Origin of the sequence: Enterococcus sp. DIV1758 (assembly GCF_051711985.1) — a bacterium.
Lineage (GTDB): Bacteria > Bacillota > Bacilli > Lactobacillales > Enterococcaceae > Enterococcus > Enterococcus faecalis.
Map to the genome: position 1 here is coordinate 2,283,691 of NZ_JBIOOA010000001.1, position 21,386 is coordinate 2,305,076.

Annotated in this window: 19 protein-coding genes; 2 read left to right on the top strand and 17 right to left on the bottom strand. The window is 37.2% G+C overall.

The window, feature by feature from the left end:
- Positions 1-59 precede the first annotated feature (59 nt).
- The 14 genes from IGJ52_RS11105 to IGJ52_RS11170 all read right to left on the bottom strand — a co-directional run bounded on the left by IGJ52_RS11105 (position 60) and on the right by IGJ52_RS11170 (position 15,461).
- Complete coding sequence (locus IGJ52_RS11105) at positions 60-1,742, bottom strand: FAD-dependent oxidoreductase (protein ID WP_010827704.1); 1,683 nt, start codon at positions 1,740-1,742, stop codon at positions 60-62.
- 96 nt (positions 1,743-1,838) lie between these two features.
- Positions 1,839-2,402, bottom strand: coding sequence for an alkyl hydroperoxide reductase subunit C (gene ahpC, locus IGJ52_RS11110; protein ID WP_002356396.1), 564 nt, complete (start codon positions 2,400-2,402; stop codon positions 1,839-1,841).
- Positions 2,403-2,642: 240 nt separating this feature from the next.
- Positions 2,643-3,332: an O-methyltransferase gene (locus IGJ52_RS11115; RefSeq protein WP_002381418.1), complete on the bottom strand. Its 690-nt coding sequence runs from the start codon at positions 3,330-3,332 to the stop codon at positions 2,643-2,645.
- Between the two features lie 613 nt (positions 3,333-3,945).
- Positions 3,946-4,950, bottom strand: a complete 1,005-nt coding sequence (locus tag IGJ52_RS11120) for a lipoate--protein ligase (protein ID WP_002356394.1) — start codon at positions 4,948-4,950, stop codon at positions 3,946-3,948.
- Positions 4,951-4,982: 32 nt separating this feature from the next.
- Positions 4,983-5,723, bottom strand: coding sequence for an MBL fold metallo-hydrolase (locus IGJ52_RS11125; protein WP_438792115.1), 741 nt, complete (start codon positions 5,721-5,723; stop codon positions 4,983-4,985).
- A 144-nt stretch (positions 5,724-5,867) separates the two neighbouring features.
- Positions 5,868-6,659, bottom strand: a complete 792-nt coding sequence (locus IGJ52_RS11130) for a DUF975 family protein (RefSeq protein ID WP_438792116.1) — start codon at positions 6,657-6,659, stop codon at positions 5,868-5,870.
- A gap of 20 nt (positions 6,660-6,679) precedes the next feature.
- Positions 6,680-7,762 carry a M42 family metallopeptidase gene (locus IGJ52_RS11135; RefSeq protein ID WP_002367214.1) on the bottom strand — a complete coding sequence of 361 codons (1,083 nt, stop codon included), beginning with the start codon at positions 7,760-7,762 and terminating at the stop codon, positions 6,680-6,682.
- Between the two features lie 212 nt (positions 7,763-7,974).
- Entirely contained in the window at positions 7,975-9,249 is a 1,275-nt protein-coding gene (gene dltD, locus IGJ52_RS11140; RefSeq protein WP_002356390.1) for a D-alanyl-lipoteichoic acid biosynthesis protein DltD, read from the bottom strand.
- Positions 9,249-9,485, bottom strand: coding sequence for a D-alanine--poly(phosphoribitol) ligase subunit DltC (dltC, locus tag IGJ52_RS11145; RefSeq protein WP_002356389.1), 237 nt, complete (start codon positions 9,483-9,485; stop codon positions 9,249-9,251). The genes dltD and dltC overlap by 1 nt, the downstream gene beginning before the upstream one ends.
- Positions 9,486-9,517: 32 nt before the next feature.
- The gene (dltB, locus tag IGJ52_RS11150) at positions 9,518-10,723 is read right to left on the bottom strand and encodes a D-alanyl-lipoteichoic acid biosynthesis protein DltB (RefSeq protein WP_002419274.1); all 1,206 of its coding nucleotides are present in this window, start codon (positions 10,721-10,723) and stop codon (positions 9,518-9,520) included.
- Complete coding sequence (gene dltA / locus IGJ52_RS11155) at positions 10,720-12,240, bottom strand: D-alanine--poly(phosphoribitol) ligase subunit DltA (RefSeq protein WP_208772114.1); 1,521 nt, start codon at positions 12,238-12,240, stop codon at positions 10,720-10,722. The genes dltB and dltA overlap by 4 nt, the downstream gene beginning before the upstream one ends.
- 14 nt (positions 12,241-12,254) lie before the next feature.
- Entirely contained in the window at positions 12,255-12,404 is a 150-nt protein-coding gene (locus tag IGJ52_RS11160; RefSeq protein ID WP_002356384.1) for a teichoic acid D-Ala incorporation-associated protein DltX, read from the bottom strand.
- Positions 12,405-12,607: 203 nt separating this feature from the next.
- Entirely contained in the window at positions 12,608-14,704 is a 2,097-nt protein-coding gene (locus IGJ52_RS11165; RefSeq protein WP_002419276.1) for an FtsX-like permease family protein, read from the bottom strand.
- Positions 14,694-15,461 (bottom strand): ABC transporter ATP-binding protein, encoded by a 768-nt coding sequence (locus IGJ52_RS11170; protein WP_002356382.1) that lies wholly within the window; start codon positions 15,459-15,461, stop codon positions 14,694-14,696. The genes IGJ52_RS11165 and IGJ52_RS11170 overlap by 11 nt, the downstream gene beginning before the upstream one ends.
- Positions 15,462-15,866: 405 nt before the next feature.
- Between IGJ52_RS11170 and nrdD the strand changes: the two genes are divergently transcribed.
- Together nrdD and nrdG are read left to right on the top strand one after the other, a co-directional pair.
- The gene (gene nrdD / locus IGJ52_RS11175; RefSeq protein WP_002382497.1) at positions 15,867-18,050 is read left to right on the top strand and encodes an anaerobic ribonucleoside-triphosphate reductase; all 2,184 of its coding nucleotides are present in this window, start codon (positions 15,867-15,869) and stop codon (positions 18,048-18,050) included.
- 32 nt (positions 18,051-18,082) lie between these two features.
- Positions 18,083-18,679, top strand: coding sequence for an anaerobic ribonucleoside-triphosphate reductase activating protein (gene nrdG, locus IGJ52_RS11180; protein WP_002356379.1), 597 nt, complete (start codon positions 18,083-18,085; stop codon positions 18,677-18,679).
- Between the two features lie 44 nt (positions 18,680-18,723).
- Here the strand turns inward: nrdG and dinB are convergent, their stop codons facing one another.
- From dinB to IGJ52_RS11195, 3 genes are all read right to left on the bottom strand, one after another.
- The gene (gene dinB / locus IGJ52_RS11185; protein WP_023894966.1) at positions 18,724-19,839 is read right to left on the bottom strand and encodes a DNA polymerase IV; all 1,116 of its coding nucleotides are present in this window, start codon (positions 19,837-19,839) and stop codon (positions 18,724-18,726) included.
- 128 nt (positions 19,840-19,967) lie between these two features.
- Complete coding sequence (locus IGJ52_RS11190; protein ID WP_002382496.1) at positions 19,968-20,726, bottom strand: ABC transporter permease; 759 nt, start codon at positions 20,724-20,726, stop codon at positions 19,968-19,970.
- Complete coding sequence (locus tag IGJ52_RS11195) at positions 20,710-21,372, bottom strand: ABC transporter ATP-binding protein (protein WP_002356375.1); 663 nt, start codon at positions 21,370-21,372, stop codon at positions 20,710-20,712. The genes IGJ52_RS11190 and IGJ52_RS11195 overlap by 17 nt, the downstream gene beginning before the upstream one ends.
- Positions 21,373-21,386: the final 14 nt, after the last annotated feature.

The following is a 21,386-nucleotide window of genomic DNA, read 5'->3' on the forward strand; positions in this document are numbered from 1 at the left end:
TATTTCTCACTTTTTTGAATGACTTAGGTCTTTAGGCTATTTACTTTTTTCCGCCTCTTTTAAGCCAAGGCTTCAATAATTTCGGTCATTGTTTTTGAACCAAAAATCATTTGTTCGCCATCAATCAGCATTGCTGGAACGCTCATAATTTTCTTTTCTTTTTTCAACTCTGGAAATAGACTAATGTCCACCATTTCTGCTTCAACATGAGGATTAATTGATGCAATCCGTTGGCAAGCGGCCACGACATCGGGACAGAAATGACATGTTAGTGAAACAAAGATTTCTATTTTTCTTTTTGGCAATGCAAGTATGTTCTTTTGCAGACTTGCTTCTAACGGCTGTCCCTCGCTGCCGACATTATAAACTGCCAAAACCAACGAGTTTACTTCATGACCACTAGGAATACCACTAAATTTAATTCCTGTATAGTTTCCTGCCGCATCTAAGAGCACAACGCTAGGCATTTTTTCAATCCCATACAGCAATTCTTTGGCTGGCTCAGTATCTTTCAAAATCGTTTCTAAAGTAATCTTCTGATCCAGACTTGCAAATTCTGTTAAGAATGACTGAAGTTCCAATGATTTTTCATCACTTGCATCCAAAAACTGAAGCAACGTCACTTTTTTGGTTAGTTTAGCGAAAATACCGCTTAATTGTTGGCGCATACTTTCTGGGAACCACTGATGCTTACCAGTAACTTTCGCTGGCTGTTTTTCTTTTGATTGCTGACTGTTTGTTTCAGGGGCAGATTGATTAGCTAATCGTTCAGTCATTCGCTTCGTTACAATCGGTTGGCCCGCCTGTGTTTTTTGTTCTGTCACGTAACGTTGCGCATGAGTGGCGGCAATTGCACCGTCTGCAACCGCCGTCACAATTTGACGTAATTCTTTTATTCGTAAATCTCCTGCTGCATAAACGCCAGGAATATTGGTTTCCATATTCTCAGTTGTTGGCACATACCCACGGTCTAAGGCAATTTTCCCTTCAAAAATTTCTGTACTTGGTTTATTTCCAGCAAAAACAAACAGACCAAATGTACTGTCTTTTGGTGCTTCATAAACCGTTTCTTCTCCCGTCTGGTTATTGACAAACACAGCTTTTCGGACAAAATCATCTCCCGTAATTTCTTTCACTTCTGTGTTATAAACAATCTTAATTTTCGGGTGATTTTTAGCCGCCTCCGCAGTTAATTTTGCACATGTAAAATCAGGTTCTCGGATAATCATCGTTACTGATTTACCGTAACGTGTCAAATAAACGGCCTCTTCCGCTGCTGCATAACCGCCACCAATCACAAAAATATCCAGACCTTGGAAAAACTCCCCATCACAAGTAGAACAATAGGCCACGCCGCGTCCTGTAAATTCACTTTCACCAGGGAAACCAATTTTACGAGCAGAGGCCCCTGTCGCAATCAATACTGCATATGCTTGGTAGGTTTGACTCGCCGATTGAACAGTTTTTATCGTTTGACTAAAATCAACATCAATAATCTCGTCTTTTGTAAAAGCTACACCGAAGTCTTGTGCTTGAATGCGCATTTCTTCCATTAGTTCTGGACCTGTTGTGTGACGAATCGCTGGATAGTTCACAATTTCAGAAGTCGTCGTTACCTGTCCGCCAATTTTGTCTTTTTCAATAATTAAGGTATCCATCATTGCGCGACCTGCATAGATACCTGCAGATAAAGCAGCTGAGCCGCCACCAATAATAATCAAATCGTAGATTTCTTCTGTCACTTGCTTCTCCTCTTTCTTCTGTGTTTCAGAAAAAGAGCTGAACAAAACATTTTCTCTGTTTTATCCAACTCTTTGACCTCTATTTACAAAGCGAATTTAAATTTTACCAACTAAATCTAAGCTTGGCGCAATTGTTTCTTCTCCTGGTTGCCAATTGGCTGGACAAACTTTATCACCATGTTCTGCTACAAATTGAGAAGCTTCTAATTTTCGAACAAGTTCTTCAGCATTACGACCAATACCCATATCGTTGATTTCATAAGATTTGATCTCACCTTCTGGACTCACAATAAATGAAGCACGGTAAGCCATTCCAGAAGCTTCATCTAAAACGCCAAAGAAACGAGCAAGTTGACCGTTGGGATCGGCTAACATTGGATATTTAATTTTTCCAATCGTTTCTGTAGCGTCAGCCCATGCTTTATGCACATAATGACTATCTTCTGAAACAGAGTAAACCTCACAATTTAATTCCTGTAAATGCGCATAATGCTCTTGCATATCCCCTAATTCCGTAGGACACACGAAAGAAAAATCAGCTGGATAAAAGAAGAAAATACTCCATTTTCCTAAAATATCTTCTGTTGATACTCGTGTAAATTCACCATCGTGATAGGCATCACATTCAAAGTCAAAAAGTTTTTGATTAATTAAATTCATTGTCGTTCCTCCTCTGTTTTTTTACTCTTTAAGGATAACAGTTTATAATTATTCCGTCAATAGAATAATTATAAACAAACAAGGTTTTATTAACACATAATACTGTCCTATTGAGAATTTTATAATTATCATTCTCAATTAGAAATAGTGAGATAACTTTTTAAATAACATAAAAAAGAAAACAAATCATTAAAAGAACTTGCTTTTTAATGATTCGCTTTCTTTTTGTGAAGACATTCTTTAACTATCTAAAATAATCGTTTCTTTCTCTTTGGTAATTAAAATAACTCCATCACCAAGAGGAACTAAAGTAGAAGTTAAATCAGGATGCGCCATGACTACATCTAAAAATTGGTTTAATTTACGATGAATCGCTCGATTTTTTTTCGGTACTTCCTCAGCAGGGTCTAAAATTGTCCCAGCTTGAAATACATCATCCACCATTAAAACGCCGCCAACTGGCAGCAACCGTAAACATTCAGGTAAAAATTCAATGTATTTTGATTTGGCACTATCCATAAAAATAAAGTCATAAGGTCCTTCCAACGTTGGTAGAATCTCAGCTGCTTGTCCTTCTAAAAGAGTGACCTTTTCTTCTAAGTCTAGGCGTTGGTAGGTTTTCTTCGCTTTTTTTATCATTACGTCAAAACGATCAATCGTGGTCACGTGACCATCTTCACCAACAAATTGGGCCATCAAGCTTGAAGAAAAACCAATTGCTGCCCCGATTTCTAAAATATTTTTAGGCTTTAGTTGTCCTAGCAAAAATTGTAGAAAAACTACTGTTTCGTGCGGAATAATCGGCACCCCTGCTTCATTGGCTTCCGCCTCCACTGCACCTAATTCTCCGGGAAGTTTCTTTTGTTTTGTACGCATATACTCAACCAATTCTGGTTTAACGACTGGTCGATGCATCATTTCGTTTCTCATCACTTTCGCTCCTTTTCGTCCCTTTATTATACGAAGTCCTTGTTCCTCTGTAAAGGATTGAAATAGGATTCTTAGTATTTGTTTGAAAATAACCTACACATTCTTAACTTCCTAGCTAAGTGCGGATTACTTTTTGTAAGCACATTTTTTCTTTGTTTCCGCTATTTTTTATTAAGTTTTAATTATAAAACGTCAAAAAGTAGCCCTCAAGAACATACTTATTGATTTTTTCTCGTTATTTCTTATAAAAATACTTCTACATATGTTAATATTTTCCCTTAAATCACTCTCAATTCTTGCTATTTCAAGCCCCAAAACAAGCCTATAACCTTGCTAAAATAAGAAACGTCAAATTTTACTACTTTGTCTGTAAAAATTTGGTATCACAAAAGAAAGGAAATCTTGTATACTCTTTACAGATAGTGATTTATAGTGAAGCACATAACCAAATTCCCGGACTTGACTTGGTTCAAGTACATATGCAGGCGAGCTATTTGATAGTTCCCTGATAAAAATCGTTTCGACGATTTTGCACATAGTACTACCTTTCTAAAAGCTAAAAATTATTTTTTAGCTAGAAAAAAGACAACCGTTTGAAACGGCTGTCTTTTTTTTAATAAATTAACCCAAGCAAATCTTCTTTTTCGATATTGCCAAAGTATTTTTTAACGTCAATTTGATCAATGGCTTCTTCTAAAGAAGCTTTATCATATTTCACGCCGGTTAAAATATCTTCAACATCTTTAATTTCACCAAGCCCAAAGAAGTCCCCAAAGATTTTAATTTCTTGAATGGCACCATCTGCCACATTCATTTTCATTTCAATTGAACCAATTGGGAAACGATGGCGACGTTCTAAGTTAAATGCAGGTGATTTACCATAATTCCAATCCCAATTGCGATAGTATTGCTCTGAAATTTTGTTAATAGCCGCCCAGTCTTGATCAGTTAATTCATACGTTTTAACTTGGTCGATCGAATCTACGCCGAAAATTTTCAAAAGAATTTCTTGGCGGAATTCTTCCGTTGTCATCTCTTGTTTATCTTCAGATAAAAATGGTTTAATGTTTGTTACCCGTGAACGAACAGACTTGATACCTTTAGATTCGATTTTATCTTTCCGTACTTTCAATGTATTTACAACTTCATCAATATCACTATCAAACATTAAGGTTCCATGTGCAAACATGCGGCCGTTGGTAGCGTACATCGCATTTCCTGAAAACTTCATATCATTAATCACTAGGTCATTGCGCCCTTTTAATTCGGCACCTTCAACGCCTAAGTCGTGCAATGCTTGAATAATTGGTTGGGTAACTTTCGCAAAATCACGGAAAGAGTTGCCGTCATCTGGCATAATAAAACTAAAATTCAAATTACCATGATCATGATAAACGGCGCCGCCGCCACTTAAGCGACGAACAACATGAATGCCGTGCTCATCTACATATTCTTTGTTAATTTCTTCAATTGTATTTTGGTTACGGCCAATAATGATTGACGGCTCGTTAATGTAAAATAAAAGGATGGGCTCATCTAAAGGCATTTCTGTTAACAAATATGTTTCAATTGCTAAATTCACTCGTGGGTCATTATTTTCATTCGGTACAAAAATCACAATCGGTTCTCTCCCTTGGTATAGTTACTTTTTTAAATCTCAACTGTTAAATCTGGTTGGGCTAATGTCACTGGAATTTCCGTTCCAGCATAGTTTTGCGCTTCTTCACGTAGTTGTTCCAATGACCCATGTTGTGGTAAATGGGTCAACATCAATTGTTTGACTTGTGCGGCTTTGGCAATTTCACCTGCTTCTCTTGACGTAAAATGTGCATGATGTCGTTCATTACCTTCAAATAAGTACGTATCCGCTAAGAATAAATCCGCGTCTTTTGCAAAGTCTTCAAAACTTGCTAAGTAACCAGAGTCTCCTGTAAAGACAAAGACTTTGCCGGTCGCTTTTTCAACAATCCGCATCGCGTAACAAGTGACAGGATGAATCGTTTCCATGAAAGTAATTAAAAATGGTCCTACTGCCAACTCTTCTGCTTCAAAATACTCTTTCCCTTCGGAAACGTTAGGAAGCGTTAGTTCTTTGAAATGCATTTGATCTTGTGTATGGCCATATATTGGCAAAATAGGAGTCGGTTCCAGCGTTGGATAAAGCTGACGATAATATTGTAAAACACCTAAATCTGCGATATGGTCATGATGGTAATGCGACAGAATGACAGCATCTAATTTCAATAGATCTAGATAGTTTTCTAAACGCACTAATGTCGTACTGCCTGCATCAATAAGCAAATGAAAGCCTTCAGATTCTAACAAATAGGAACTCGTTCCTTCTCCTTTGTATGGATAAGCACCTAAACAGCCTAAGACAGTCAATTTCATGTGTGGACAACCTCCTTCAATACGATACTTCCATGTTACCATAAAATAACGGAAAAACGAGGTTAAAACGCTTAAATTTTCACAAAAAGACAAAGAAAAAACCTGAACCCTTTGTCGAGATAACAAAGGATTCAAGCTTCTTTTTTATTCTTCGGCTAAACCTTTTTCTTCTAAGGCAGTTTGATAAAAACTAGCTAACGCTACATGGTTATAAGGAATCACCCATAATAGACCGATACCAATAGCTAAAAAGCCCACAATATACCAACCAATAAAAGAAAATTGTAAACATAAATATTGCCAAAAACGATTTTTCATTAAATATAACGCCTGTTTCAACGCCATCATAATTGGCAGTTCTGGATTATCAAAACGTAGCCACACAGCAAATTGAAAAACGCCACTCACAAACAAACCAATTAAAAAGATCAAGATAGTGGCAACGCCAAACGCTAGGAAAAAGGAAAAATCATTTAAGAAAAAGGTTTGGATTTCCTCTGGTGTAACTGTACTAAACATCAATTTGAAATACAAGGTTGTCCCTGCACCAAATAAAATTGGTAACAAAAATAACAAACCAATTACACGTTCAAGTACTTTTTGAAGTAGGTTGATCACGAATAGCGGACCATAATATTTTCCTTGAAAAACACTCATTAAAATATTGACCCGCACCTTTTCACCACGCAACACCTTCAAGGCTGCGTAATATAGCGCATAACTTAACGCGAATAAAACAAAAATTTGCAGTAATACTGCGGCAAAACTACTTTGAAAAACTTGATTTTCACCAGAAAATAAATTTTGCACAATCGATGTTAAGAAGCTCTGTAAAACCACTCCTAAGAAAGTTAACCAAGCCATGATCCCCCATTGCCCATCAAGGGCTCTGCGAGCATTGGCACGATGTTGCGAATTTGTTACTAAACTTTTCATTCATTCCATCCTTTCTGAAACTAATAACTAGTCAATTTAGCGACTGTTTCTTTATCTAGACGTTTCACCACTTCTGTGACTAATTTGACTGTGTTGAAATAATCATCTTCATGAATAACTGAGGTATGTGAATGCAGATATCTAACAGGCACCGTGATGGCTAATGATGGAATCCCATTGCGTGTTAAATGCATGCGGCCAGCATCCGTACCTCCCCCTGTAATCACTGTATATTGGAAGGGAATGTTATTTTCTTCCGCCACTTGAATAACAAAATCACGTAATTTTTTATGCGGAATCATTGATGCATCATAAATCAAAATTTGTGGTCCTTCACCTAAAACAGAGTCGGCTTCTTTAGGTGTCATTCCTGGTGTGTCACCAGCTGTTCCTGTGTCTAAAGCAAACGCTATGTCTGGATTCACAAGATGCGTACTTGTTTGCGCACCGCGTAGCCCGACTTCTTCTTGCACATCACTGCCTGCAAATAAAATATTGGGGTGCCCTTCTGTCGCTAAATTTTCTAAAACTTTTAATGAAACGGCCGTACCAATTCGGTTATCCCACGCTTTTGCCAATAAAAATTTTGTATCATTCATGCGACGATAGTCAATATATGGTGTCACCATATCCCCTGGATGAATCCCCCATTCTGCAACTTGTTGATCGCTACTTGCACCAATATCAATAAACATATCTGCAATCTCATAGGGTTTGTTACGAACTTCCGCTGTTAACACATGCGGTGGTTTAGACCCAATGACACCATGGTAAACCTTACCAGTCGTAGTTTTAATCTGAACTTGTTGGGCCAACATCACTTGCCCCCACCAACCGCCAACGGTTTGAAATTTTAAAAAGCCTTTTTCTGTGATTTGGGTAACCATGAAACCGACTTCATCCATATGCCCAGAAATGTAGACTTTTGGTCCTTCTTTATCACCAACATTTTTTGCAATAATACTGCCAAGGCCATCATATAAAAATTTATCCGCATACGGTGCTGCATACTTTTTAAATAACGAACGTACTTCGTCTTCATTCCCAGCAATCCCTTTAGCACTTGTTAAATCAATTAACATTTTTTCTTCTTTTGCATCCATAAAAATAACTCCCCTCAAAAACCAATTTTATCCATTATACCACGAACTAAAAAAATACTTACAAAAAATAAATTGAGCACCGTTCTCCACTAAAAGTAAACGAAAAAACAGCCTGCACGCTCGTTATTCAACGGCAGGTACAGGCTATTTTCATTGTTACGAAGCACTTCTAGTCCGCTTCAAATACTTGGTACTTAATCCATCTTGCCTTCTTAAAATTGAGGTAAGACCAATGGATTTTGTTGTTGCCAATCTGTCTGATAAAAACGATCATCAATTTGATACGCTAACTTTTTAGACGCAGGTTGTTTCATAAATTCATCTACTTGACGATCAACAGCGAGCCAACCACGCCAACCTAAATGAATCGTGTCCGCCATAAAGTAACGTTCATTACTACATGTTGAGAAGTCAGCAATGTTAGTAAAGCCTTGCTCTTGAAGTTGATATTTCAGCTTGCGTGCTACTTGTTGCAACATATCTTGTGACAAGCCCGTATAGTCCGACCAACGTTTGTTAACAGGTGGGATTACAAATAAAACATCGACATTTTTTTCTGCTAACTGTTCTAACGCAGCTTGGAAATCACCATATTCTGGAGAAAAACGATAATCCCATTTCTTTTGTGAATGAGCTAATTTCGGTAAAACTGGTTTAATCCGTTGGCGATAAAAACCATTACTAATTTCAAATTTATTATTATTTATGGCTTTTGCCGCAATTTTTCCAGCTAGCTGATCTAATTCATTAAAATTATACGTAGCGGGTAATTGTTTCATATCTTTTTCAACAATTGGTTCTCTGCTAACCATGCCAATTTGGCTAAACAATTCATCCTCACGATTCAAGAAACGGAGATTCATTATAAAATAATCTCGTTGAGAGCGTTGGGGAAGTTGCCCTGCCTGCAGATTTGCCAAAGTTTCCATTAAGACTTTGTCTTTTTGAACAACTGGAAATTTGGTCAAACGTTGTGCTAGATATTGGTCACCGCTGGTTAATTCGGTTAAATTAGCTAACCATTGGTAGGTTTGTAATTGTGAATAGTGTGCACCAAAACTATCATTAGGTACACCCTTTTTGACAAACCATTGCGGAGATAAAATAAAGACCGCTTTTTTATTGGCGATCGCATCGCCCATCGAATGAATGACCATCGCTTGGGTTAATGACTGTGTGCCCGCTTCTCCTAGTAAAAACGGTCGGTAGTTCCGTTGATACTTTTCAGAGAGCACACTAGGGTGGAAAGCACTAAATCGACTTAATTCAGAAGAGCCAAAAAAAGGAACATATTTACCAGAAGCCACTGCTTTGTTTTTAATCACATTGCCTTTTAAAACGTTCGGTGCCATTGACGTTGATGCTTCCTTCAACGTTTTTTCGGAAGTTAAATTGATTCTGAACGGTGCAAAAAAGAACACTGCAACCAAGACCGCTGAACAAAGCACTGGACCTAAGATTCTGATTAGTCGTTTTTTTCTAGACATTATTGTAAAGCTTCCACTTGTTGAATGATTTGTTTTGGTGTTCCCCATACTTCACGGTCAAAGTCTGATACAGGAACTTGGATTCCTAATTGTCCTTCAATTTCTACTAATAATTGAACCGTTGCTAAAGAGTCCAATAATCCTTCTTCAAATAATTGAATGTCTTGATTGTTCACAACTTCGTCTGTTCCTGTAATATCTTCTAAAATGTTTAATACTGTTTCTTGAATGTTCATTGTAAATTGCCCCTTTATATTTTTATTTTTGTTTATTTAAACCATAGTTTGTCTAAAAATCCTGAGAAAATCAGGAAGCTGACACAAACCGCTTGGAAAGTTAAAAAGACTGCAAATGCATGTGTAAATTTGTTTGATGGTATCTTGTCTTTATGTTTTTTCTTAAAACGTAGCCAAGCATCTGTCACACAAATTAGTGTTGCATGGTAGAGCCCATAAGCGATGTAGAACCACGTTAATCCATGCCAAATGCCCATGATTAAGAACAACGCAAAGTAACCAATATTAGAAGTCACAATCCGACTCTTAAAGACTTTCTTTTTCATTAAGAAAAACATTAAGCGCATGTAAATGTAATCACGGAACCAAAAAGATAAGGTCATGTGCCAACGATTCCAGAATTCTTTAATATTCCAACTTAGGAACGGTTTGTTAAAGTTCATTGGTGTATCATAGCCCATTAAATAACTTGTGCCAACGGCCAGTAAACTATAGCCTGCGAAATCAAAGAATAGATACAAACTGTAATTATACATATAGCCGACTGTCCACCAAGATAAACCACCTTGTGCCAAGGCCATTTTTTCCACATGTGGTAAAAAGACACCACCAAGATAATGACTGATAATAAACTTATATAAAAATCCTAGAAATAAATAAAAAATTCCTTTTTCTAAAAAGTCTAAATATTTCTCCGCACTCGGCGGGTTTTTCAAATCTTTTTCAAAGCGCCGATAACGATCGATGGGTCCTGAAGAAATAGTCGGGAAAAACAAGAGAAACTGAATGTAACGAAACGGATGATATTCTTTCATTACGCCATCCCGTAAATCCATGACCACTTGGACCGCTTTAAAGGTTAAATAAGAAATCCCTAAAAAGCCAAGTAAGGTTGTTTTGCCTGTCATGAAGGGAGAAACTTTCACCCAAACAAGTGGTAATATAGCTAAAAAGACAGCCAGATAAAAGACCCAACCTGCATTTTTATTTTTTCGATAAGCCGCATAGCCCCACGTTAGTAACGTTTGATAAATAACATATACAATCAGAGCGACTCCTTGTTGCCAAAATTCGCCACCAAAACTGATATATAGAAAGACCAGTGTCACGAGCGTTTGGTACCAAGGCCAACGTGTCCCTTTAATGGCTAAGGTTAAAATCATTGGCAACAAGGCCGTAATTAGCAGAACAAAGTAATACGGTGCATTATAGGGAATCATATGAGGAAAATTCATCATGTGGCATTCACCTCATTCATCAACCCTTTCCGATCAATTTTGCCATTACTTGTCAAAGGTAATTGTTCAACATATACAAATTTTTGTGGAATCATGTAGTCCATTGTCAACGTGGCTAATTCTTGTTTAATTGCCTTAGTTAATTGAAAATCACTTGAAAATTCATGTGCTTGCGGAACGACATAGGCAATTAATTGTTGGACTTTATTTCCTTGATATTTCGGCACAACAACTGCTTGTTTCACGTAGGAAACATTCGTTAAGTGATGATCCACTTCTTCTAACTCAATGCGGTAGCCATGCAACTTAATTTGAAAATCTAAGCGTCCCTCATACTGCAATAGGTTATCGACTAACTTTCCAGCATCGCCTGTGCGATAAGCTGGTATGCCATCTAATTGGAAAAAAGCTTCAGCTGTTTTCACAGGATTATTTAGATAGCCTTTGGAAACACTTGGTCCAGCAATGACGATTTCACCAATTTCACCTGCAGGTAATTTTGACATGCCTTCCATAATATAAATTTGCGTATCCTCTTTCACATACCCGATTGGTAAACGTTGAACACTTTTTAAAACTTCTTGAGTGATTTCAATGGCACTAATCGCTACAGTCGCTTCTGTCGGCCCATACGTATTATAAATATGCGCAGTTGGGAAACGAGCGGCTAATTTCTCAGCCGTTGGTTTTGGTAATTCTTCTCCACAGAATAAAAACGTGCGCAGTGCTGGTAGATGTTCACCATCGAAGCTTGGTTCCATTAGACACAATTCAATAAAGGACGGTGTTGAAACCCAGACGTCGATTGTTAATTGTGGCAAACGCGTAAATAATTGTTTAAAATCGTTAATGATTTCATTGGGTAACGGAGTTAATGAGCCGCCTAACGCCAATGCGGGATAAATAGACATCACCGATAAATCAAACGAATAAGGTGCCTGTGCTAAAAAGCGGGCCCCTTCTTCTAAACCAAAATCTCGCAACAACCAATTCGTAAAGCTAACTAAATTATCATGGCTGATTTGCACACCCTTTGGTACGCCAGTTGTCCCTGAAGTGAAAATGATATAGTAATTACTTGCTCCTGTGACAGGCGTCAACGCAGGCGCATGTCGAGGTGCATGCATCATCATTTCTGTTAATTCTTCCGCCGTAATTACTGGCACTTCGGTGGCTAACTCAGGCCATTCATGCACAGCAATCACTGCGGTTGGTTTGGCTACGTTTAGAATTAGTTCAATGCGTTCTTTTGGTGTATGTGCATCAATGGGGATATAGCTAAAACCAGCTTTCGATGCGCCTAGAAAACTCACAATCATTTCAAAATCTAATTCTCCGTATACGACAATCGCTGACTTGTCCGTTTTCAGCTCAGCTAAATAAGCGGCTAGATTGTCTGACTTTTCTTTTAACTCTCCATACGTAGAGACTTTTTCTTCGGTTAAATAAACAGGACGTTGGGGTTCTTTACGTGCCCATTCATCAATCGTTTGAATCATATTAATTACTTTTTCCATGTATAGCCGCCTCCTTAAAACTCGTTATAAATGAAGGTTCCTCCATTGATATTCTTGTAATGATAAAGATAAATTAATGCAATGACAATGAAAGAATAAAATAACGTTTTACCGATGAATTTAAGACTTTCGTTATTGAGAATTTTCTGAAAAGTTGTTTTCATTATCATTCACCTCCTAAGGTTAATCGCTATCCATTATTTTATGCTATATTTCAGCAAAGTCCATTGAAATTTCTTACAATTTAATAAAAAAACTAACAATTTCGTCACTTCTTAAATTTTCATGATTTTCATAAAGGGAACTCTCATAATTTTTTCGCATAAAGAAACTGTAAAAACCGCTTCACAACGGCTTTTACAGTTTTTTAAAAATGGATGTGTCGAATCATCCGCGCATAAATGGCAGACGTTAAAATATAAAAAATTAGATAAACAATTATTAAGATTCCACAAGAAAGATATACTAACAAATATCCTGGACTCTTAATAAATTGGCTTAACAAATAAATAGCGAAGGTGGTATGCAAAATCCCAATGACCATCGGCGGAAAGAAAATCAAACTATTCTGTCGATAAATTTGCTTAGTTATCGCTTTACTAGAAACACCCATCCGTTTTAAAGTCACGTAATCTTGACGCTCACTTACAGCGGAAAACAGTTGTCGTAACATCAAAATACTGCCCGTAATAAACAACGCTAAAATCGCCACAAACATGGAGACATATAAAGTCAAACCGTTAATTTTTCGTTCATAGCGTAAAGAGGCGTAGCGATCATTCATATTTAGCCGCCAAGTTTCTGTGACATCATCTTGCGTATTCTTTGCCTCTTCGTTAGGCATTTGTTTGGCAAAACCACTCAACTGCTGGTTGTTTTTTTCATACTTATACAAAATTGGCGTTTGCCATTCTGTGGCAATCTGTTTATTTACGGCTTCATAAAGTTTTTCACGGCTTTTCGTGTCAACATTTACGGCGTTAATCTGATATTGAATGGAATTTTTTGTCACTTTCTGATAAAGGGCATCGGAAACGACAATCGTTGGTAAGGAATATTGCAGTAAAAAATTGCCTAAATAGTTTGGCAGCACTTGTTGTAGTTGTGCCGTCTCTCCTTCAACAAATTGCAGTTTCGCGCCATAACGAGACATACCACTTAAGATATTGGTAAAGCTATCCATATAGATTACACTTTGGTCATTTTTTAAATGCAGATCTTTCAAATAAGGATTAATTTTTTGATAGTTACGATAATTGGAGAAGGATAAAACATTAACTGCTTCAATCGTTTCTTGTTCCTCTGGCGCTTGACCAATTCGCAAGGTGCGTTCAATTCCAGTAATTTTATAAGAAAGTGTCACTTCATTTTTTATTTTGGTGTCCTTCGCTTCATCGAGAACTTTCTTCAATTTAGGATAGCTTTCCTGTGAAACTAAAAAGTCCACGGGGCCATCACTGTTGACCGTGTGCATACTAATCGTATACACAAAAACCATCACGCCGATTCCACTCAAGGCTGTCGCAATTAACAAGGTCAAACCAGTGAGTGTTTTGCTACTTTTAAATAAGTAGCGTTTGGCATTGCCTAAAGTAATCATGCGTAAATCTTGGTAATACCATTTTTTTCTATGATTAAATAAGCGAATGATAAAATACATGGTATAACGGAAAAATAAATAAGTTCCCACCACACATAGACCCAAAATGATAAAAGGGGTCAACGTAATAATCATTGGAATCGAGATATCCAATGAATCATTTAATTGTTTATACACAATACCTGTCGCTAAATTACGAAAATCAAACGCAATAAAATAACCGGCCAGTAAACAAATAGGACCTAAAATACCTAGAAACTGCCGCCGTTTCGTTAAACGACTATAATTAATTTGACCAATTTTTTCTTGGTGCATAAGCTGCGACAATGGATAACGATAAATCATCCAAATACTTCTTAAGCAGACAATCAAAATCATAAATGCAAAAGCTACACCGGTTTCAATAACGGAACGCCAAGAAATATAGAAGAAACTGGGCACTTCTAAAAACATAACTTTGGCTAAAATCATTGAAAACAACTTGGTGAAAATCACTCCTAAAATAATCCCATTAATTAGTGAAACAAAGCCTAAAACTAAATTTTCCACTAAAAAAATTAGTGAAACTTGGCTCTTTCTCAAGCCAATTAATCGATACAATCCAATTTCTTGGCTACGTTTGCCTATAAAAAAGCGATTTGCTGCCAACATAAAGCCTAAAATAATAATGGTGACTAAGGTACTACCGAGTCCTAAAGATCGCTTAATTTCGATATCACGGCCTGCACCTGCGACAAGAGGCTGGTTGTAAGCAATCGCACGGAAACAATAATAAACGACCGCTGCAAAAGTCATACTAATGTAATAAACTAGATAATTAGGTACATGAGCTTTTAAATTTTTTAATGATAGTTTAAAAATCATTTGCGCGCCCGCCTCCACCAATCGTTGCTTGCATATCTATCACACGATTAAAAAATTCCTTACGTGATCCTTGACGAACAACTTCTGAGAAAATCGCACCGTCTTTAATGAACAAGATGCGATTGCAAAAACTGGCCGTGTACGGGTCATGTGTCACCATCAAAATTGTGGCATCATCATGTAGATTAATTTCAGCTAAATATTTCAACAATTCTGTTGCTGATTTTGAATCCAGCGAGCCAGTTGGTTCATCTGCAAAAATAATTTTAGGGTTCGTAATCAAAGCACGAGCAGCTGCTACCCGTTGTTTTTGTCCCACAGATATCTCTGGTGGATAAGCAGATAAAAGCTCCTGAATCCCCAAAATCGAAGTCACATGTAACAAACGTTTATCCATTTCTTCTAATGAAACTTTTTCTACAGCTAAAGGCAACAGAATATTGTCCTTCACATTTAACGTATCAATTAAGTTAAACGATTGAAAAATAAACCCCATTTCGTTTCTCCGAAAATCACTTAATTGATTATCTCGCATTTTCAAAATATCTTGTCCGGCGATGCGCACGATTCCTGCGGTTGGCAAAATAATCGAGGATAAGACATTCAACAGTGTCGATTTCCCGGCACCACTGGGACCCATAATCCCCACAAATTCACCTTCATCAACGGTAAACGAAATATTATCTAATACTTCTGTTTTATTATTTAAACGACCATATGTCTTGCTGACATGGTTTACTTCTACAATTTTTTTCATTTTTCTCGCTCCAACGTTTTGTTATTACTCTTATTTTACCAAGAAAAAATCTGAATGAACATCGTTTTATCTTACAATATCGTTCGGTAGTCAAAGAATAATTGGCATTTCGTGAATAAATCTGCAAACAATTATTATTTAATAATTGTTATTTTTTAGTGTTGCTTTTAGCAATTTGGCAAAAAACTCTTTGCTGTTTTTTAATTTTGACAAAGAATTTTTTTCACACAAAAAAATTTGCTCAATCCTTTTCTTCATTTGTTTTCATATTTTTTCAAAACAGCACAAGCACAATATATAGTGTTTGTCTAGTGATATTTTACTAAAAATACGCAATATATCGATTGAATTTAGCCGACCTTTGTATTAGGATAGTTACTAACGAGATATAAGGAGCTGGATAAAATGATGAAGATTACTGATGAAAAAGCCGAGGATGTTAATCTCTCAACAATTAAAGTCGTCAAACGAGATGGTCGTTTAGTGACTTTCGATGATCAAAAAATATACGACGCTTTGATCAAAGCTGAACAAAAAATACATGACCAAGTCACTCCTTTGACACATCAAAAAGTCCAATCGATTGTTGCCGATGTCAATCGAGAAATTGCCGAACGTTTTACCAATAACGTAAAAATTTATGAAATTCAAAATATTGTGGAACATACTCTGCTATCCAACAATGAGTATGCCTTAGCCGAAGAATACATTCATTACAGAACCCAACGTGATTTTGAGCGTAGTAAAGCAACTGATATTAATGTATCTATCGGCAAATTAATTAATAAAGATCAGACTGTCGTGAACGAAAATGCCAACAAAGACAGTGACGTTTTTAATACGCAACGTGATCTAACCGCTGGGATTGTTGGAAAATCAATTGGTTTAAAGATGTTGCCTTCACACGTGGCTAATGCCCATCAAAAAGGCGACATTCATTATCACGATTTAGATTATCATCCATATACGCCCATGACAAACTGCTGTTTAATTGATTTTAAAGGCATGCTAAACAATGGCTTTAAAATTGGGAACGCTGATGTCGAATCACCAAAATCAATTCAAACGGCCACTGCACAAATTTCTCAAATTATTGCCAATGTAGCTTCCAGTCAGTATGGTGGTTGCTCTGCCGATCGGATTGATGAATTATTAGCGCCTTTTGCGGAACGTAATTATGAAAAACATTTAGCAGATGCGCAAGAATGGATTGAAGGAGAAGAACGCCAAAAAGCATTCGCTCAGAAGAAAACGAAAAAAGATATTTTTGATGCCATGCAAAGTCTTGAGTATGAAATTAATACCTTATTTACTTCCAATGGACAAACCCCTTTTACTTCTCTGGGATTTGGTTTAGGTACCAACTGGTTTGAGCGAGAAATTCAACGGGCGATTTTACAAATCCGAATTAATGGTTTAGGGATTGAAAAACGAACAGCTATTTTCCCAAAACTGATTTTCACAATTAAACGAGGCGTCAATGCGCAACCTACTGATCCAAACTACGATATTAAACAACTGGCACTGGAATGCGCAACGAAACGCATGTATCCTGATGTTTTAAACTATGATAAAATCGTTGAACTAACAGGTAGTTTTAAGGTACCAATGGGCTGTCGTTCCTTTTTACAAGGCTGGAAAGACGAACAAGGTGAAGAAGTAAATGTTGGCCGAATGAATTTAGGCGTTGTGACCTTGAACTTACCAAGAATCGCTTTAGAAGCGCAAGGAAGTCAAGAAAAGTTCTGGCAAATTTTAAATGAACGTTTAGCGATCGTTAAAGATGCTTTGGTTTATCGTGTTGAACGTGTTAAAGAAGCTAAACCAGCGAATGCACCGATTTTATACATGTATGGTGCATTTGGAAAACGTTTAGCTACACAGGATGCCGTAGATGAACTGTTTAAAAACAAACGTGCCACGGTTTCACTTGGCTATATTGGCTTGTATGAAGTGGCTTCTGCCTTTTACGGCGGTGCTTGGGAGGACAATCAAGAGGCCAAAAACTTTACACTGGATATTTTAAAAGAACTGAAAAAAAATGCCGACAACTGGGGCAACGAATACGGCTATCATTTTAGTGTCTACTCTACACCGAGCGAAAGCTTGACTGACCGTTTTTGCCGTTTAGATACTGAAAAATTTGGCATCGTCGAAAATATTACAGATAAAGAATATTACACAAATAGTTTCCATTATGATGTACGCAAAAATCCAACGCCTTTTGAAAAACTTGATTTTGAAAAGGATTATCCAAAATACTGTTCTGGTGGTTTTATCCACTACTGTGAATACCCCATGTTACAGCAAAATCCCAAAGCACTTGAAGCTGTCTGGGATTACGCTTATGACAAAGTTGGCTATTTAGGAACCAATACGCCAATTGATCATTGTTATGCCTGTGGTTTTGAAGGGGACTTCCATCCAACTGAACGTGGCTTTGAATGTCCAGAATGTGGCAATCATGATCCTAAGACTTGTGATGTCGTTAAACGGACTTGTGGTTATTTAGGTAACCCGCAAGCTCGCCCAATGGTACACGGTCGTCACAAAGAAATTTCCTCTCGTGTGAAACATTTAAAAAATTAAACTCGATTATTCTATAGAAAGAAGTTTTGCTGATGCGTAATCCGAAACCACAAGAATGGAAAACCGAAGACTACAGCCAAAAAAAGATTGCCGATTACAAAGCGTTCAACTTTGTTGATGGCGAAGGTGTACGCAATAGTTTATATGTGAGCGGCTGTCTCTTTGCTTGTGAAGGTTGTTTTAACAAAGCTGTCCAAAATTTCAATTACGGTACGCCGTTTACAGAATCTTTAATGAATCAAATTATTGAAGATTTGTCCCATGACTATGTCCAAGGTTTGACTCTTTTGGGTGGTGAACCTTTTCTGAATACAGATGTTTGTCTTAGTGTAGTCAAACGTGTGCGGGAAACATTTGGCTCAGCCAAAGATATCTGGTCTTGGTCAGGGTATACCTTTGAAGAACTACTTTTAGAAACGCCTGATAAGCTTGAACTACTCCATTCAATTGACATTTTAGTTGATGGGCGCTTTGAACTGGCAAAACGTAATTTAAATTTACAATTTCGTGGCAGTAGTAATCAACGGATTATTGATGTACCCAAATCACTTGCTGCTGGCAAAGCTGTTATTTGGGAAAAATGTCATGACGCCGAAACGTCTTATGAACAAATCAAAAAATCAATTTAAAAAAGTTAGCCCTTTAGCCATCTCTTGAGGATGTGGCTAAAGGGCTAACTTTTTTCCCATAAAGGTAAAACAATGTTTTCATACGCTAGTGGATCTAAATTCGTTAAAGTAATGCCTAATAAACGGATTCCTTGTTCTAAACCTAAAATATCTTCCCAAATTAAATTCGCTTGATAGAAAAGTTCTTCTTTTTTTGAAATATATTCAGGTAATGTCACACGTTTCGTAATCGTCGTATAGTCAGTATAACGAACTTTCAGGACTACTGTTTTGCCATGCTTTTGCACTCGTTGCAATGCACGCTCAACCCCTGCTGCTAATTGTCTCAATTGAGCCGTAACCTGCTCTTCCGTCGTTAAAGGGGTGCCGTAAGTATGTTCCTTGCCTACCGACTTACGATCTCTAGTCACTTGAACTGGCGCATCATGGATACCACGGACTTTACGATACAATGAATAACCCATTTTACCGAATAACCGAATCAACGTCATCTCATCTTGCTTGTATAAATCTGCTCCAGTAAAAATCCCTAGTTCATGCATTTTAGGCACTGTTTTTTTGCCGATTCCGTGGAAATCTTCAATCGGTAATGCTTTCAAAAAATCTTCGGCCTCTTCTGGTAAGACAACCGTCAGGCCCTTTGGTTTCTGGAAATCTGATGCTAACTTGGCTAAAAACTTATTGTAACTAACACCTGCCGAGCAAGTTAACTGCAATTCATGCCAAATATCATATTGAATCATTTTCGCAATTTTAATAGCCGACTTACTGTTGACCTTATTTTCAGTTACATCTAAATACGCTTCGTCAATAGATACTGGTTCAATCACATCTGTATAGCGGCGAAAAATTTCACGGATTTCTTGAGAAATTTCACTATATTTCTGATAATTACCTGGCTTAAAAATGGCACTTGGACATAGTTCATACGCCTTTTGAGCACTCATAGCCGAGTGAATACCGTACTGTCGAGCAATATAATTCGCTGTGGTCACCACTCCTTTGCCCCCAGTATCACTTGGATGGCGCGCAATAACTAACGGATGTCCTACTAACTCTGGATGATCTCGTTCTTCAACTGAAGCAAAAAACGCGTCCATATCTATATGTATAATTTTTCTCGACGTATCTTTTTTTAAGGGAAAACGTAATTCGCTCATCATTTTGATTCGCCTCCTCCCTCCATTATATACGAACGTCCGTTCTTTTTCAAATTGAAACTTCTTTATTTCAACCAGAAAAAACTGAAAATCCGTAAAGTTATAAACACAGATTTCCAGCTTTTTAATTAAACGACCAATTGTTTTTGTTGATTATAGTAGCCTTTATAGGCAAGATAAGTTGCAATTACTGAACCAATACTTGTTGCTGATAGCAACATAAAAGTCACCATAATCTGATATTTTATCGCATGGACCGGATCAACGCCCGCAAAAATTAAGCCTGACATCATCCCAGGCAAACTAACAATTCCGACAGTTTTGGCAGAATCAATCGTCGGCGCCATCCCGGTTTTCACACTTTGTTGGATGATTGGTAAAGAGGCGAGTTTGATAGTTGCACCTAATGCTAGTTTCTCCATTACCGCTTGCCGTTGGTTTTGAAAAAGAGTATCTAAATTGCGATAGCATAAACCAATTGCCACCATCGAATTGCTGGCAATCATCCCACTGATAGGAATGATTTGAGAAGGAATAAATTTAATAGAACCAGAAAAAATCAAAATACCAATGGTAATTCCTGTACTACAACCAATCGCAATAAAAGAAATCAAAAAGCCCTTTTGTAATTGCTGGCTGCGTTTTTTTGCATTAAAGGCTGCGTTGGAAACAATCACCAAAACCATGATGAGCGTTAAAATCAGGTTATTGACTTGAAAAACATATTTTAATAAATAGCCGACTGCGACTAATTGAATGACTGCTCGAATCACACTAATAATAATATCTTTTGTAAAACCTAATTTTTCTTTAGTACTAATAATTAATGCGACCACCACTAGCATGACTGAAAAAAATAAGGATAAATTATTAACTGCTAAATCCATCTGTCGGCGCCACCTTTCCTGCTACAATACGAATCACTTGCTGTGCTTGCTGAATTTCTTCGGTATCATGCGTGACACGAACCAGCGTGACTCCTTGCTCTTTGTTTAATTGGTTTAACAATTGATTGACAATTTGTTTGCTTTCTTCATCTAATCCCGTTGTAACTTCGTCTAATAATAAAACATCTGGTACAAAAATAATGTTTCGTAGCAAAGCAACCCGTTGTCGCTCACCACCAGAGAGTTCAGCTATTTTCTTTTCAAGATAAGCAGCGGGCAATTTCACTTGTTGGAGCAATGCCACGACTTTTTCCTGATTAAACGCTTCTTGTCTGACGGTAAATGGAAATAATAAATTATCATACACGGTTTCACCAAATAAAGTTGGCTGCTGAAAACAATAAGAAACCTTTTGGCGGTATGTTTCGATTGGCATTGTAGTAATTGGCGCTTCTTGATAAAAAATTTCGCCTTCTGTGGGACTTAATAATGAAGATAAAATTTTTAAAAATGTACTTTTCCCGCTACCTGAAGGACCAACAATTGTTGTATTGCTACCTGTTTCAAATGACAAATCAATATCAGAAAGAATGCTACGACCATTTACTTGATAAGACACGCCTTCTGCACGCAATAAATTACTCATGTTTCTCTCCTTTT